The organism is Armatimonadia bacterium, from assembly GCA_039679385.1.
In the GTDB taxonomy this organism is placed as follows: Bacteria; Armatimonadota; Zipacnadia; order Zipacnadales; family JABUFB01; genus JAJFTQ01.
The window spans coordinates 37,906-52,027 of sequence record JBDKVB010000016.1; the positions used below are offsets into that span (position 1 = coordinate 37,906).

At 64.8% G+C, this 14,122-nt stretch carries 7 protein-coding genes; 4 read left to right on the forward strand and 3 right to left on the reverse strand.

From position 1 onward, the window contains the following. Window positions 1–247 precede the first annotated feature (247 nt). The 3 genes from ABFE16_01260 to ABFE16_01270 all read right to left on the reverse strand — a co-directional run bounded on the left by ABFE16_01260 (window position 248) and on the right by ABFE16_01270 (window position 8,534). Entirely contained in the window at window positions 248–1,309 is a 1,062-nt protein-coding gene (locus tag ABFE16_01260; GenBank protein MEN6343895.1) for an Ig-like domain-containing protein, read from the reverse strand. A gap of 122 nt (window positions 1,310–1,431) precedes the next feature. After that, window positions 1,432–4,845 carry a S8 family serine peptidase gene (locus ABFE16_01265; protein ID MEN6343896.1) on the reverse strand — a complete coding sequence of 1,138 codons (3,414 nt, stop codon included), beginning with the start codon at window positions 4,843–4,845 and terminating at the stop codon, window positions 1,432–1,434. A gap of 263 nt (window positions 4,846–5,108) precedes the next feature. Continuing rightward, window positions 5,109–8,534: a M6 family metalloprotease domain-containing protein gene (locus ABFE16_01270; protein ID MEN6343897.1), complete on the reverse strand. Its 3,426-nt coding sequence runs from the start codon at window positions 8,532–8,534 to the stop codon at window positions 5,109–5,111. Window positions 8,535–9,240: 706 nt separating this feature from the next. Here ABFE16_01270 and ABFE16_01275 point away from each other — a divergent pair. The 4 genes from ABFE16_01275 (at window position 9,241) to ABFE16_01290 (ending at window position 14,027) form a co-directional block, all read left to right on the forward strand. Further along, the gene (locus ABFE16_01275) at window positions 9,241–10,749 is read left to right on the forward strand and encodes a hypothetical protein (GenBank protein MEN6343898.1); all 1,509 of its coding nucleotides are present in this window, start codon (window positions 9,241–9,243) and stop codon (window positions 10,747–10,749) included. Window positions 10,750–10,896: 147 nt separating this feature from the next. Continuing rightward, complete coding sequence (locus tag ABFE16_01280) at window positions 10,897–12,087, forward strand: phage portal protein (protein ID MEN6343899.1); 1,191 nt, start codon at window positions 10,897–10,899, stop codon at window positions 12,085–12,087. Window positions 12,088–12,143: 56 nt separating this feature from the next. Then, window positions 12,144–13,085 (forward strand): hypothetical protein, encoded by a 942-nt coding sequence (locus tag ABFE16_01285; protein ID MEN6343900.1) that lies wholly within the window; start codon window positions 12,144–12,146, stop codon window positions 13,083–13,085. Continuing rightward, on the forward strand, window positions 13,086–14,027 hold the full coding sequence (locus ABFE16_01290) for a phage major capsid protein (GenBank protein MEN6343901.1): 942 nt from the start codon (window positions 13,086–13,088) through the stop codon (window positions 14,025–14,027). Window positions 14,028–14,122 lie beyond the last annotated feature (95 nt).

Sequence of the window (14,122 nt, forward strand, 5' to 3'; positions counted from 1 at the left end):
CGTCGGTCGGCAGATTGGTTTGCCCCACAAACTGATTTGCAGGCAGTATAGCTCTCGGTCAGCGGAAGTCAAGGGGTCTGCGCGTTTTTGTGTCGTGTGGCTGCAAGGCGCGGAGATGGAGCGGAGCGAGTGGAAGACATGGAAACCGGGAGGCCTGTTGCGGAAGGGCCTCCCGGTGGAGTACGAACTGAAGTGGGCCATACATGCAAGGCAAGGCCCGGTTGCTGGGTTGTTCAGGCGTTGTGCCCTAGCCCGGCGGTGGCGGCACATCAACGCCGGCTACGTAGAAGTCGTAGAAGGCTGAGTAGGAGACTTGCCCGTTGAGGTCCCGGGCAACGACGCGGACGCTGTACAGCTCAGGAGCCTGGGTACCGTCCGAACCGATGGAGTGAGAGTTTGGCGGGACGGCGTAGTTGAGGGACCAGGTGCCGTCGTAGATTGTGCCGGCCGTGGGAGCGCCCGGCGCCAACTCGGTCACGCCGCCGGTGGGACCGTAGACTTCGAACCGGAGACCCTTAGGCGAGCCGGAGGTGGAGGTGTTGATGCCATCGGCATCGGAGATCGCAGCGGTAAGGGTGAGCTGGCCTCCGGAGGCGCTGATCGGGAGCTCTTTGCTGGCAGAGAGCAGCACGGAGGTGATCTGCGGCGGCAACGGGCCAGTGACGTTGACGGAAGTGGCGCTGTACAGGCCACCGATGGAAGCGGAAACGTTAGCAGTTCCGGCCGCGAGGCCCTGGAAGACACCAGCGGCGCTTATCTGGCCGATGTCACCGGTGGCGGGGTTCTCGACGACCCAGGTGGGCTGGAGGTCGACCTTGTCGGCACCGACGTAGATGGAAGCGCGGAACTGCAGGGTTCCACCGACCTGAGCGCTGGGGCTCTGAGGATCAAGCGCAAGCGATGTGGGTGTGCCAAGGGCGGTAGGGATCATCGCGAGGCTGACGGCGGTGGTGCGATGTGCCAGGGTCTTGATGCGGACGGAGGTGTTGCGGTAGTCGCCGGACTCAGGGCTTTCAGCGGTGAGTACGACGGAGCCGCCGGGCAGCCCGGTAAGTGTGAAGGCCCCGTTGGCATCCGCGGTGGCGGACTGGCCGGTGACGGGTTCGCTGACGACGGCACCGGGAATGCCGACGGAGACGTCATCGGCCTCGACGACCTTGCCCTGGATCGTGGCATTGTCGGGGCTGGGGTGCGGTCCCACGTTGGGTGCGGCGCCGTCGCCGCCTCCACAGCCGGAGAGCAGCGATGCAGTGAGGATGAGACCAGCGACCAGCGCGAGCGGTGCGGAAGCAGTGGCGAGCCGTGACATGTAGCAGAGCCCCCTGGCCGGAGGGAGAGACCAGGCCCCTCAGGTGGTTGGTGTGGACGCAGCCGTCGTGCCGGTACCCGTCAGCCGACAAGGAGCGACCGGCGGGACCGACGGTATGTATTTTAGCGGGCAACCCGCACAAGACGCAAGGCCGACGCCATAGTTCCATCGTCAGCACAGGCAGAAACTCGAACCAGATACTGTCCGGAGGGCACCTGAGTGCCCGTGGCACTGCGGCCGTCCCAGGCGACGGAGTTGACTCCGGCGGTATGCAGACGGGCGGATTCGATCGCGCGCACAGGGCGACCGGCGATGTTCATCACGGAGACCTCGCACTGGGCATCGCGCGACAGGGTGAAGACAATCTGGGCACCGGAACCAGTCTGGGACACCGACATGGCGGTCACCTGAAGACCTGCGGAGGAGCGCAGAGAGGCTTCAAGGGTGAAGACCCTCTCCCCTGCCGTCTGTCCGGTATCGAAGGTGTACTGGGTCTGGTGCCTCATGCTGGTGCGGACGCCGGTGGAGAGGTCCGTCAGGTACAGATTGTAATCGGAAGGCACCTTGCTCAGGTCGGGCCAAGTCAGCGCGACCTTGCCCTGTGGGCTATCCCACGCCAGCCGTGCCTGCCACTTCATTGAACTCGCAGCGTGCGAGAGGAAGGAGGTGGCGTAGCCGGCGGAGGAGGCTGACGCCGTGCCGACGGTCGCGAAGGACAGGTCGAGGCCACCACTGAGTCGCGGCGGCGACTGGATGCCGTTCGCGGTCGAGCAAACGCCGAAGTAGTTGGCAGCATCGACCGCCGTGGTGCTGCGGGCGATGAGCTGGACGGGCCACTCCTTGGAGGCCACCGCGGAGGTGGTGACTCGCGAGCTCGAGGAGACCGCGCTTGTGCCGGAGGGACGAGAGATGGTGAGCGTGCAGGCCTTGTCAGCATAGACCCAGAAGCCGCGCCACGGGGCTACCAGGGTGGTGGCGCCAAACAGCGGGTGAACCAACTCGTAGTCGCCCGTGGAGGTGTTGTAGGTCCACGAGTAGCTGCGCATGATACCCGCGGCGTCGGCACTTGTGAGGTCCATGGTGGTGGTGCCATAGGTGACAGTTGAGGCGCTGAAGTCGACCGGAGCAAAGAAGGGATTGCCGAGCTGCTGCCATCCGGGCTGGACGGCGATGTCGAAGTTGCCCGCAGGCGCCGTGGTTCCGGAAGGAGTGACCGTACTGGGAGCGGGCAGCTTGATCCAGAAGCCTCGCCCGAGTCCCAGCTTGAGGAAGTCGCTAAGTGGCTCACCGGAGTAGACGGCATAGGTGTCCGAGGTGGGCTGATAGCGGGCGTACTTGAGCGCGCTTGTACTCAGGTTGAAGAGCGTCGCCGGATGGGCATCCAGGGGAAGGGCAGGGGCGCCGAGCATCTGGAGACCGGCCGGGAAGCTGACAGCGCCGTTCGCATAGCTCTGGACCGGGCCGGCCGCGACGACGTCCTTGCGCTCGTTGCCGAGCGTATCGATGCCGGTGATGGCGTAGTAGTAGTCAGCACCGTTGACGGTGGTCGAGTCGGTGTAGGTGCGCGCCGAAGGGTCGCTCAGTGTGACCAGGGGAGTGCGTCCCGATGCCGAGGAGAAGGATCGGGTGTCACGGTAGATGCGGAAGCGGGCCAAGTCGGAGGGTGCGACGTAGCCCGACCAGTCGAGCAGGATGACGCCGCCAGAGTCAGCCGGACGATCCTGGACGGTCAGTGTCTCCACACGTGTTGGTGCGTTGTCGTCATAGGAGTGGATCGGCCCAACGGTGCTGGACTCGACGCGATGGACTCCATCGGAGGCGGCCACACGGTAGTAGTAGTCGACGCCGTCGGTGGTCGTGTTGTCGACGTACTCGACCGTACCCTTGGCGCGGGTAGCGAGGTCGGTCCAGGTGGAGGTGGCAGACCCCTGCGCGCGGCTCACGATGTAGGAGGTGACAGTGTTGCCACCGGAGCCGTCATCGGCCGACTTGGTCCAGGTCAGCGTAATGCTGCCCCCCTGGTCGCCGGTCGTGTCTGCTGCGGCGAGGTTGGTGGGAGCACCCGGCGGAAGGGCTGCGCCCATGGCCCTGGCAGCGTTGATGCGACCGGCACCCAGCTTGCCGGCGTAGCCCGCATTCGAGGAGTCGATGTTGTCGCAGGAGGCGCGGAGGATGCGCAAGATGTCGGCGCCGGTGCGGGTCGGGTCCTGGGCTTTGAGCAAGGCGGCGAGCCCAGAGACCAGAGGCGCCGAGAACGAGGTGCCGCTGTTGTTCGTGAAGTAGCTCGTGAACCCGGAGACGGAGGGGTAGTAGACCCCGTCGCCGTGCAGGTTGACCCCAGGAGCGACGAGGTCAACGAAGTTGCGGTTGGTGGAGGCGTCGTAGTTGCTCCAGGAGGCCTTGCGGTCCTGAGAGTCAACGGAACCGACGCCGATGTTCATGTTGTCCGTCAGTGGGCCATTGCCGTTGTTGCACGCGGGCGAAGACCAAGTGGACTGGCTGTCGGTGAACTGCTGGTTGTCATTGCCTGCGGCCGAGACGGTGATGCCGCCCAGATTCCAGAGCTCGACAATGGGCCCCGTGAAGCTGGCCTCATAGCCCGCGCCGATGCTGAGGTTGAGGATGAAAGCGCCGTTGTCGACGGCATAGTACATGGCTTCGACGACGGTGGAGACGGCGGTCGTGCCATCATCGGGGAAGACCTTGAGCGGCATGACCGTGGCTTGCCAGGCAACACCGACACAGCCCCAGCCATTGGCAGCCGCAGCGGCCAGGCTGGCGCCGAGAGTGCCGTGGTTCACCTGCTCATCGGGCTCGCCGTCGTGGTTCTCATCGCGGCCGTTGGGTATGGCCTGGACGTTGTTGTTGTTGTCGTAGAAGTTCCAACCGTGGACATCGTCGATGTAGCCGTTGTCGTCGTCGTCGATGCCGTTGTTGGGGATCTCGTCGGAGTTGGTCCAGATTCTGTCGACGAGGTCGGGATGATCCAGGTCGATGCCGGAGTCGACGAAGGCGATCACAACGCTGCTGCTACCGGTGCCGATATCCCAGGCGGCCGGGGCCTTGATCTGCGGCAGATGCGTCTGGCTGGCATACTCGGGATCGGTTGGCGTGGCGGCGAGGTAGACGGCACGGTCTGGCTCAGCGAAGGCGACGTCCGGCAGGTTCTGGTACCGGGCGGCGGCAGTGAGGATGTCCGAACCGGCAGGGAGGTCTACGACCAGAAGGCGGCCGCGACCGAGCTGGCGGTTGACGGTGCCGCCCAGGGCGCGGACGCTGCTCGTTGCGACTGCAGCGGAGCGGACCCCAGGCTTGATACCGACGAGGAGGCGGTCAGCGACGGCAAGGTCAGGGACCCAGCGACTGGCCGTTCTGACCATGTGGCCGGCACCGCCGAGCTGAACGAAGCTCGTGTCGCCGGGAACGGCCAAGGCTGCCGCCGGCAGAAGGGTTGCCATGAGGAAAAGGATGGAGAGCGGGACTCGCGAGGCCTTCGGGGAGACTCTCCCAAGAAGGTGGGCTGGCATGTTAGGCATTGGGCTCCTCTTGGTGGGTCCGCGACGCCAGGGGTGTCGGGACGACACAGGCAGACAGAGAATGGCGCTGGATCGCGCGAAGGTGGCGTGCGCGCCCAGGGCCCCTGGCATCGCGTGGACCCCACAGAGGACGCTGATCCTGTGAGGGGTCTACGCGACATTACCCGAGGCTGATGCCCGGGCGGAAATCCACGCGCACCTGGACCAGCGGGTGCTTAGGGAGATGACCTCCGCCGGGCGCGAAAAGTTCCCGCCGTCGGAGGCTATCTGTTCAGGTTGAGGGCGGTTGTCCCAGAGACCGTCTGCCCGTCCTCGCAATTGGCAGTGATGCGGAGCAGGTAGCGACCGCTGGGCACCCGTGTACCTGCCGAGCTGCGACCATCCCAGGCGAGCGTGGTGGTCGTGCCGCCGGAGACAGGTGTGGCAAGGGCAATCGAGCGGACGACGCGACCAGCGACGTTGAGGACGTCGGCACGGACGGTGGCGTCCTTGCTCAGGGTGAAGACCACTTCAGCGCCGAGGCCACTGGTGTGCGCGGCCAGACTGCGCACGGCGAGGGTACCGACGGCGTCGTCGCGATTGACCTCGAGAGAGAAGGCACGCTCGGAGCCGGCGTCCGCATCGAAGGTGTAGCCGGAGACCGTGCGCATGTAGATGCGCTTGCCCGAGGCGAGGTCGACGAGGACCGGCTTGACGTCGGAAGGCAATCCGCTGAGATCGGGCCACTTGACGGTGACTGACCCGGCCTGCTGAGCCACGACCTTGACGGAGGCAGTGAAGCTCTGGGACGTGCGGTCGGCGAAGCAGGCTGCGGTGCGCGCCCCGTTAGCTCCGTCGAAGTAGAGGTCGACGACCTGCGCCGGCGGTCCCACGATGGTGTTGAGAGCCGCGGCCTGTGGGCTGACGCCGACGAAGTTGTCGGTGTCGGCGCCGTTCTGGGTTTCGGCGGCAAGGCGCAGAGCCCAGTCAGCCTGGATAGCGGCGGGATTGGACGTCTGCGAAGAGACGACCGGCTTGGCGAACTGGAGGGTTCCGTCGCTGAAGGCGCGGATGAATACGCCGCGGCCCTTGCGTAGGGTCTTGTCGGCGAAGCTGATGGTGGGGCTCACGAGCTTGTAGCTGCGCGTGAAGGCGTCGTAGGCCCACATGTAGTCACGGATCCAGTTGCGGGTAGCAGCACCTGCGAGCGTATCCGTGATTCCGGCGACGACCACAGAGAGGCCGGTGGTAGAGACGTCGGCAGGATAGGGGTTGCCGACCATGTTCCAGCCGGTGGTGAAGGACACCGGATAGGTGTCCTCGGTGGTAGGCAGTCCTGCGATGTCCACGGAGAGCGCACTGGACAGGGAGAGCCAGTATGCGCGGCCAAGGGCGTGCTGCAGGAAGCTATCGGAGGGGTTGGACTGATAGGTTCGGTAGGAGCTGGTGGCCGGATCGTAGCGTGCGAGCAGGAGGTCTGCCGCCGGGATCCCGAGGATGGTGGCCATGTCAGTGGACACGGGTGTCGCACCGATGGCGATCATCGACGTGCCGACCGGGAAGTTGAAGGTGTAGTTGGGGCTGGAGAAGACCGGGCCCGACGCCAGGACGGACGGGTTCTCGTTGCCGTCGGGAGCCACGGAGTCGGAGACATTGTCGGAGGCGGTGACGGCGTACCAGAACCTCGTGCCGTCAGCGGTGGGCTTGTCGACATAGGTCTGAAGGCCCACGTCGGTGATGGTGGCAAGGCGGGTCACACCGGTCTCGGTGATATTGTTGAAGCTGGCCGAGGAGCGGTAGATATTGAAGCGCGCGAAGTCGAGAGGCGCCGTGTATCCGCTCCAGGAGAGTGTGATTGAGGAGCCGTTGTCACCGGGAGTGTCGGCCGCGACGAGATTGGTCACCTGAGCCGGCGGAGCATCGTTGCGTGGGACGGCCGGGCCAGCAACCTTGGACTCGGTAACGTTGCCAGAGGCGTCCTGGACGGCCACCTTGTACCAATAGGAGAGACCGTCGGTGACGGTAGCGTCGGCGTAGGAGGTCGTGCCCTTGGGGAGCATGGAAGCGGTGACCTTGGTGAAGGGACCGCTGGCTGAGCTGGCCCGGAAGACGTTGTAGCCGACGACGTCATTGGCTCCGCGACCGTCGTCACCGGACTTGGACCAGGTGACGGTGGCGCTTCCGCCCTCATCGTTGGGGGTATCGACGGCCTGGATGGTCTTCGGCGCCAGCGGGAAGGTGATGTCCATGATGTCGAGGGTCATGGAAGCGCCGGAGTTGCTGATGTTGCGGACCACCAAGGGCGAAGTCGTGCCATCGTAGAGGGCTGCGGTCGGGTTGCTGGTGTCGTCGAAGGTGCGGTTGCCCGAGGTGCCAGGATAGGGGTCGCCGCCATCGCCCTCGTTGTTGTAGTGCTCGAGGTCGTAGCGGTTGTCAGCCTGCTCGAGAGCAACCTGATAATGGGAGATGGAGGGCAGGCCAGGGTACCACTGGCTGTCGTTGCCGGAGACGGAGTCGTCAACGTGGTAGATCAGCAGGCCGGCGCCGGGTAGCCCCGCATCGAAGCCGGTCTTCTGGCGGTTCTCGATGAGGAAGTACTCGCTGCCGGTGGTACCGGTGGCCTCGATCTTCATGATCCAAGGGTTGGTCTCGGTCTGGGGGACCACGACGCCCTGCTGGTGGACGGCGATGTTGGGTGTGATCCAGCCAAGGCTTGCTTTGCACCAAGCATCCATGTGCGCCGGAAGGTCGCCGGCGTTACCGTTCCAGCTCCCGCCAGCCATGAGTGACCAGTTGCCGAGGCCGCTCGAGTCGTAGCCGTAGTCGTAGAAGTCGGGCAGCCCGAGGGCATGCCCGTACTCGTGGCAGTAGACGCCGATGGTGACGAGGGCCGTGCTGGGGTACTGGTGCTCCGGCTGGATGATGAAGCTGTTAACCTTGACGCCATCGTTGGTGGTGACTTCGCCGGTACCATCACCAAAGGCCTGGGCGGAGTTGAGGTCCCAGCTGCAGGACCAGATGTTGGCAGCGGCAGCACCGTACTCTTCGCCTGTCCCCTGGTGGATGACGGAGACGCTGTCTACGTATCCATCCTTGTTCTGGTCGTAGGGGGCGAAGTTGAAGCCAGCAGCGTCGGCTGCTTTGATGGTCTCAATGACCAGTTCGGCGAGGTGCACATCGGAGCCACCGGCGCCGTTCTGGCCGTAGTAGTCGTGAGTGTTGGAGGCAGTGTACCAGCCGGCAACCCCGCCGGGCCCCGGGCCGACGGTGAACTTGCCGCCCGAGACCTCCGTGTAGTAGGCCTTCATGCTCCGAGCACCGGAGAAGAGAAGGGTGTTGAAATCAGTGGGTGCGTAGGTTGTGGTGGTATCGGAGAAGTTGACGCACAGGACGGCGATGTTGTCGGTGCCTGTGGTGGGAATTCGCTGTGGCGACACCAGGGTTCGCCGCCGGGCAGAGGCAGCCGCAGTGGTCACGGGTCGCGAGGAGGGTAGCCAGCTGCCACTCCGGGGATCCTGAGCGATGATCTGTCCGTCGAGGGTCTGCCACCAGTGCCCGCGCTCGTCGCCGCGGAGGACGGCCTGGACCGTGGCGCCGCTGGGTTGGGTAAGGGTGTGCACAGTCGGCGCTGCAGGGACCGCAAAGGCCGCCGTTGATCCCCACAACGAAAGAGCCATTGCGAAGGCCAAGGCGAAGGTGGGTTTGGTCACGGGAGTCCTCCCTATGCTGCGGCGAGCAGTTGGTAGAAAAAGAATGCCGAGCACGCACGGCCGGGTTTGCGGCAGAAGGTATGGTCTGCGCGTCCGGTCGGCGCGTGGGGCACTTTGGATGCTGGTGTCAAGGACGGGACTCGCACGGACATCTCCTCCGGAGCTTGGGCGGGCCACTGAGGCTCAGCTTCGGAGGGCCTAGGTGATGATAGCACGGCCTTTTCCAGCGAGTCAACGTGTGCTGGACTGCAAGGCAGTCCCAGGAGCTGGGCACTGCAACTCGCGGTCCAGGGGCCTGTCGGGCCCGTAATCACCGGTAACAGCGACCGCCCGTCGTGGAGTATTCCCCTGGCGGCGACGGAGTCCTGCAAGGAATCGGGACAAGGTTGGGGGCGTCTGTGGCACAAGACGCACAAGGAGGTGAGTGAAGGGTAGGTAGGCGTTTGGGGCGAGAGTGAGCGGGGCGGCCATCTGTCAATATTCTTGTCAGTTACATTTTCGTTGAATCATGAAGGCGCGACGTTTTGTGCTGAATAGGCGAAGGGTACTGGTACGCAGGGATATTACACACGAGTTACTTTGAGTAACTGAAGACACCATGCACCGATTGGCGGTCAATACGGACCTGTGATAGTGGAAGCGGCACGGTGGCCTGCCTCAAGGCAGCAGGCCATGCCGAGACGAGTGAGTGTAGGGAGAGTGGCTGGTGCAGGAGCGACCGTGGCTCCTCGGTGAGGGGCATCTGCGAACCGGACGAGCGGGTGTGCGGGAGTTCGTGCAAGCTCCGGAGTACCTGGGACTTGGCGACACAGTGTTTCCGGGAGTGCTGGAGACGCTGGAGGAGATGTTCAGCGGCGGATACGACGAAGCGGTGATCTGCTGGGGAATTGGGTCGGGCAAGTCATATCTGGGCGCGTTGGCGCTGGCGTACATGGCTCACTCGGTGCTGTGTCTGAGGGATCCGCAACGGTCCCTGGGAGTAGCGCCGGGTAGCAGCATCGTGTTCCTGGTGGCGGCACCGAGCGCGAGGCAAGCACGGCAGGTGGTGTTTGCGACGGTGAAGCGCCAGGTGCAAACGTCGCCGTGGTTCCGGGCATACGCCCCACAGACGGCGTTTCTGGCGACGGAGATCCGGTTTCCGCAACAGGTTGCGCTCGTCGCCGGGAACTCCTCGACGACGTTCCCGCTGGGGTACAACGTGCTGGGCGCGGTGGTGGATGAAGCGGCATGGTTCACGGCGGAGGCTCAAGGCGAAGAGGAGAGTGTGGAGGAGGTCTACAACGGTCTGAAGCGGCGGGTGCTGAGCCGGTTCAATGACCGCGGGTTCGTACTGGTGATCAGCTCGCCACGAACCGGCGAGGACTTCCTCGAACGCCGCCTGCGTGTGGCGGAGAGTGATCCGCGGGTGTTGGGATCGCGGCGGCCGACCTGGGAAGTGAGACCGGCGCGGATGTACTGCGGTGAGACCTTCCGATACGAGGGAATGGAAGTGCCCGTGGAGTACCGTCGTGAGTTTGAGGTGAACCCGCAACGGGCGCTACGAGACCTCGCGGCAAGACCGACGGCAGCCCTGCACCCGTACCTGAGCGACTGGGAGTGTCTCGAGGCGGCGAAGGACGAGAGGCAGCGACACCCCTTCGATGCCCGGGGGCGGCTGGAGGAATGGTTCCGTCCGAAGGGCGGACAGACACGCTATGTGCACATTGACCTGGGACTGAAGCATGATGCCTGCGGGGTCGCGATGGCGTACTGCGAGGACTCTGCGGGAGAGGGTGGACGGCCCCAGGTGGTCGTGGAGCTGATGCACCGGATGAAGGCTCCGAAAGGTGGCGAGGTGGATCTGGCGACCCCGCGCGAGATCGTGCTTTCGCTGCGGGAGCGAGGGTTCCCCATCGGGCAAGTGAGCTACGACGGATGGCAGAGCGCGGACAGTCGTCAGATTCTCGGAAGGCATGGTGTAGCCACCCGCACAGTGTCCGTAGACCGGACGATGGAGGCGTATGAGACGCTGAAGGGGCTGCTCGTTGAGCGTCGGCTCCGCACCTACGCCTATCCTCCCTTTGAGGAGGAGATGCGGAGACTGGAGCTGGTGGCGGGTCGGAAGGTCGACCATCCGCCGGGAGGCTCAAAGGATGTGGCGGATGCTGTGGCGGGGGCTGTCTGCGAGGCTGTGAAGCGTGGGAGCGGACGTGGGATGAGAGCAACTGTAGTGTAGCGGCGGAGAGACAGGGGATGGAAGTGAGTCGCAAGGAGGGGGACAGAGCCCTGAGGGGTCCTGTCCCCTTTGTGTTCCGGGTGAGCAGGCAGAGGCGGAGGGCACCTCCGGGACGCGGTGCCATCCAGTTCGGGAGGTAGCACGAGAATGTCGAGTGTGCTGGCGAAAGCGCATGTGCTCGGAGAGACTGCACGCGGTGAGACGAAGCAGTTGCCGGAGTCACCGTGGTGCGGGCTGTATGAGGACGGCACGGTGGTCGAGCCACCCTATGACCTTGACGCCCTGGCGGCGCTCTACGGGAGCAACGCAACCCACAAGGCATGTGTGGATGCGAAGGTCGCGACCGTGGTGGGGCTCGGGCACCGGTTCGTGAGCGTGAGTGCAGAGAGTAAGGACGAGGAACTGGCACGGTTGGAGGAGCTGTTCGGGTCGTGTAACCCGGAGATGACCTTCACCGAGGTTATGCGCACCGTCTGGGCCGACGTGGAGACGATCGGCAACGGCTACCTGGAGATCACGCGGGACGCGCAGCGGCAGATCGACGGGTTCTACCACGTGCCCGGGACGACGGTTCGTGTGACGGGCGATCGAGGAGGCTACGTGCAGATCCGGGGCGCGCGGCGGCAGTGGTTCCGGGCCTTCGGCAGTCGCGGCCAGGGCGCAGAGGATGCGAGTGAGATCCTGCACTTCCGGAAGTACACACCGGAGTCGAGCTACTACGGGGTGCCGGACATCATCGCAGCGTTGCCCGCAATCGCCGGGGATAAGGCAGCGCGCGAGTACAACCTGGATTTCTTCGAGCACAACGCAGTGCCGCGGATGGCGATCATCGTCGAAGGCGGCCAACTCTCGGAGGCCCTGCTACGGCAGATCCAGGGCTTCATGGAGAGCGAGGTCCGCGGTCACGGGCACAAGACGCTGGTGCTGGACGTCCCCGGCGATGGGGTGAAGGTGCGCCTGGAACCGCTGACGGTGGGCATGGCTGATGATGCGGCGTTCCTGGGATACCGCAAGGCGAACCGGGACGAGATCATGATGGTTCACCGGGTTCCGCCGAGCAAAGTGACGGTGATTGAGAACGCCAACCTGGCGAACAGCCAGGATCAGGACAAGACCTTCCGCGAGCAGGTGATCCGGCCCGAGCAGCGGGCGATCGAGTACCAGATGAACCGTCTGATCCGCGAGGCCCTGGGAATCCGGACGTGGGAGTTCCGGTTCCGCGAGATGGACCTGGGTGAGGAGCGGGAGCATGCGGAGATCGCTCGACTGTACCAGGAGATGGGCGTCTGGACGCCCGAGGAAGTGCGCGGGCATCTGGGTCTGAAGGCATCCGCCTAGGGGCAGGGAGAGGCGCTGTCGTCCGGTGAGACAGGGCATGAGGAGCGAGGTTCGCAGTGGCGATGGAGAGCGAGGAGCAGCAGGAATGGCGGTTCGAAGGGCTGGCGGCCTCGACCAGGATTGACCGCCAGCATGAGCGTCTGGGTCACAGGGCGCTGGAGAGCATGGTGCGCCGGCTGAGGGGCGAGACGGAGGGCGGCTCCGCGCACAGGGGTGGCGGAAGGAGACCGGCCCTGACCCTGGGGCACCAGGGAAGAGACAGGACTGTACTGGGTGTGGTGGAGGAGAGCTGGGTCGATGAGGAAGGGCTGCACGTCCGAGGCCGGCTGGACCGAGGGCATGCTGAGGCCAAGAGCGTGTACGAGAACCTCAGGCACGGCGGGGAGTACGGGCTGAGTGTAGGCGGTCGCGTCACGGCAGCGCACCGAGTGTACGACGAATCGGCCGGGGAGGTGATCCGGGTGATCGACGATGTGACGCTGGATCATGTCGCAGTATGCAAGCCGGAGCAGGCGGCGAATCCGGCCACGTACCTGCGGGCGTTGGAGAAGGAGGGTGAAGCAGTGGAAGCAGAGGATGAGCCTGAGAGCAGAGAGGCAACAGAGGGCGCTGGTGAAGAGGCGAACGCGAGTGGGGCTACGCGTGGAGGGAAGCTCGGAGGCCTATTGCAGGAGCTGCGCCGAGTTCTAGGGCGTGGTGGCCCCAGGGCGCAGGAGACGGAGCCAGCAGAACCAGGGCCAAGTGACGAGGCCGATCCTCCCGGCGACCTGTGGGATGAGATGGAAGCGCTGGCACAGAAGCTGGAGGCGCTTGGTGGTCAGGTGGAGGCGCTGGAGAAGGCGATCGCTGAGGGCGAGCCATCCGGCGAGACGATGGAGGGCACGGCGCTGCGGCGCGACAGGAGCCTGCGTCGCAGCTTCGAGGCACAGCAGAGGACGGATGTGGAGTACGGACCCAAGGGGCATCAGGGAGCCCAACTGTGGAAGGGAGTGTTGTAGTTGAGCGCGGAGGAACTGCTGCAGAAGGCTGTAGACACGACGGATCTGGAGGCTGGTGGCGTACTCAGCACCCAGCAGGCGAACCGGTTCATCGACCTGGTTGCGGACCAGTCAACGATGGTCAAGCAGGCGCGGGTCGTTCGGATGCGGTCTGCGTCGATGGAACTGGACCGGATTGGGACATCCGGTCGCGTGAGCATGCTGAGGAGCGAGGGTGTCGCACCGGGGTCTCTGAGTGAGCCGGCATTCTCGAAGGTGAGCCTGTCGGCGGTCGAGGTCATGACCCCCTTCGAGATCACCTTTGAGGCGCTGGAGGACAGCATCGCCGGTGGTGAGCTGGAGAGCACCGTTATCACGGCGATGGCCAAGCAGACGGCAACGGACCTTGAGGAGCTCGCCATCCAGGGCGACAAGACCTCGGCCGACACCTTCCTGCACGGGATGAACGGGTGGCGGAAGCTCGCAGGCGACGGGCACGTGGTGAACGTCACCGGCGACACGCTCGACAAGAGCGTGCTGCAGGCGATGTACAGGGCACTTCCGGACAAGCACAAGCGCAATCACCGCGATCTGCGATTCTTCTTCGCGCCGGCCTGCGTCCAGGACTGGCACGACAGCTTCGCGGACCGGCCGACAGCCGGTGGCGACAGTGCGCTGCAGGGCATCGCGACGCCGCCCTATATGGGCGTGCCGGTGATCTCGGTTCCCAGCATCCCGACGAACCTGAGTGGTGTCAGTGAGTATGTGGGGACCAACCTCTCGTACGGTTTCCTGACGCCGCGTGAGAACCTGGTGTTTGGGGTTCACCGGGAGATCCGGATCGACAAGGACCGCGACATCCTGCGAGGCGTGAACATCTACGCGATCACCACGCGGGTAGCCGTTGAGTTCGAGAACGACGACGCGGTGGTCGTGGCTGTGAACCTTGCCCAGACTGCCTAGAGGATAGGTCAGGAGCAGGCGAAGGTGGCAGCAGGGGTCTGGAGGACGCCGCCCGGCAGCGATGTCGGGCGGCGTCTGCGTGAGGCGGGAGAGAG

Excerpts from the sequence above, each read along its gene's own strand:
- ABFE16_01260 (MEN6343895.1), bottom strand. The coding sequence starts at position 1,309 with ATGTCACGGCTCGCCACTGCTTCCGCACCGCTCGCGCTGGTCGCTGGT.
- ABFE16_01265 (MEN6343896.1), bottom strand. The coding sequence starts at position 4,845 with ATGCCTAACATGCCAGCCCACCTTCTTGGGAGAGTCTCCCCGAAGGCC.
- ABFE16_01280 (MEN6343899.1), top strand. The coding sequence starts at position 10,897 with ATGTCGAGTGTGCTGGCGAAAGCGCATGTGCTCGGAGAGACTGCACGC.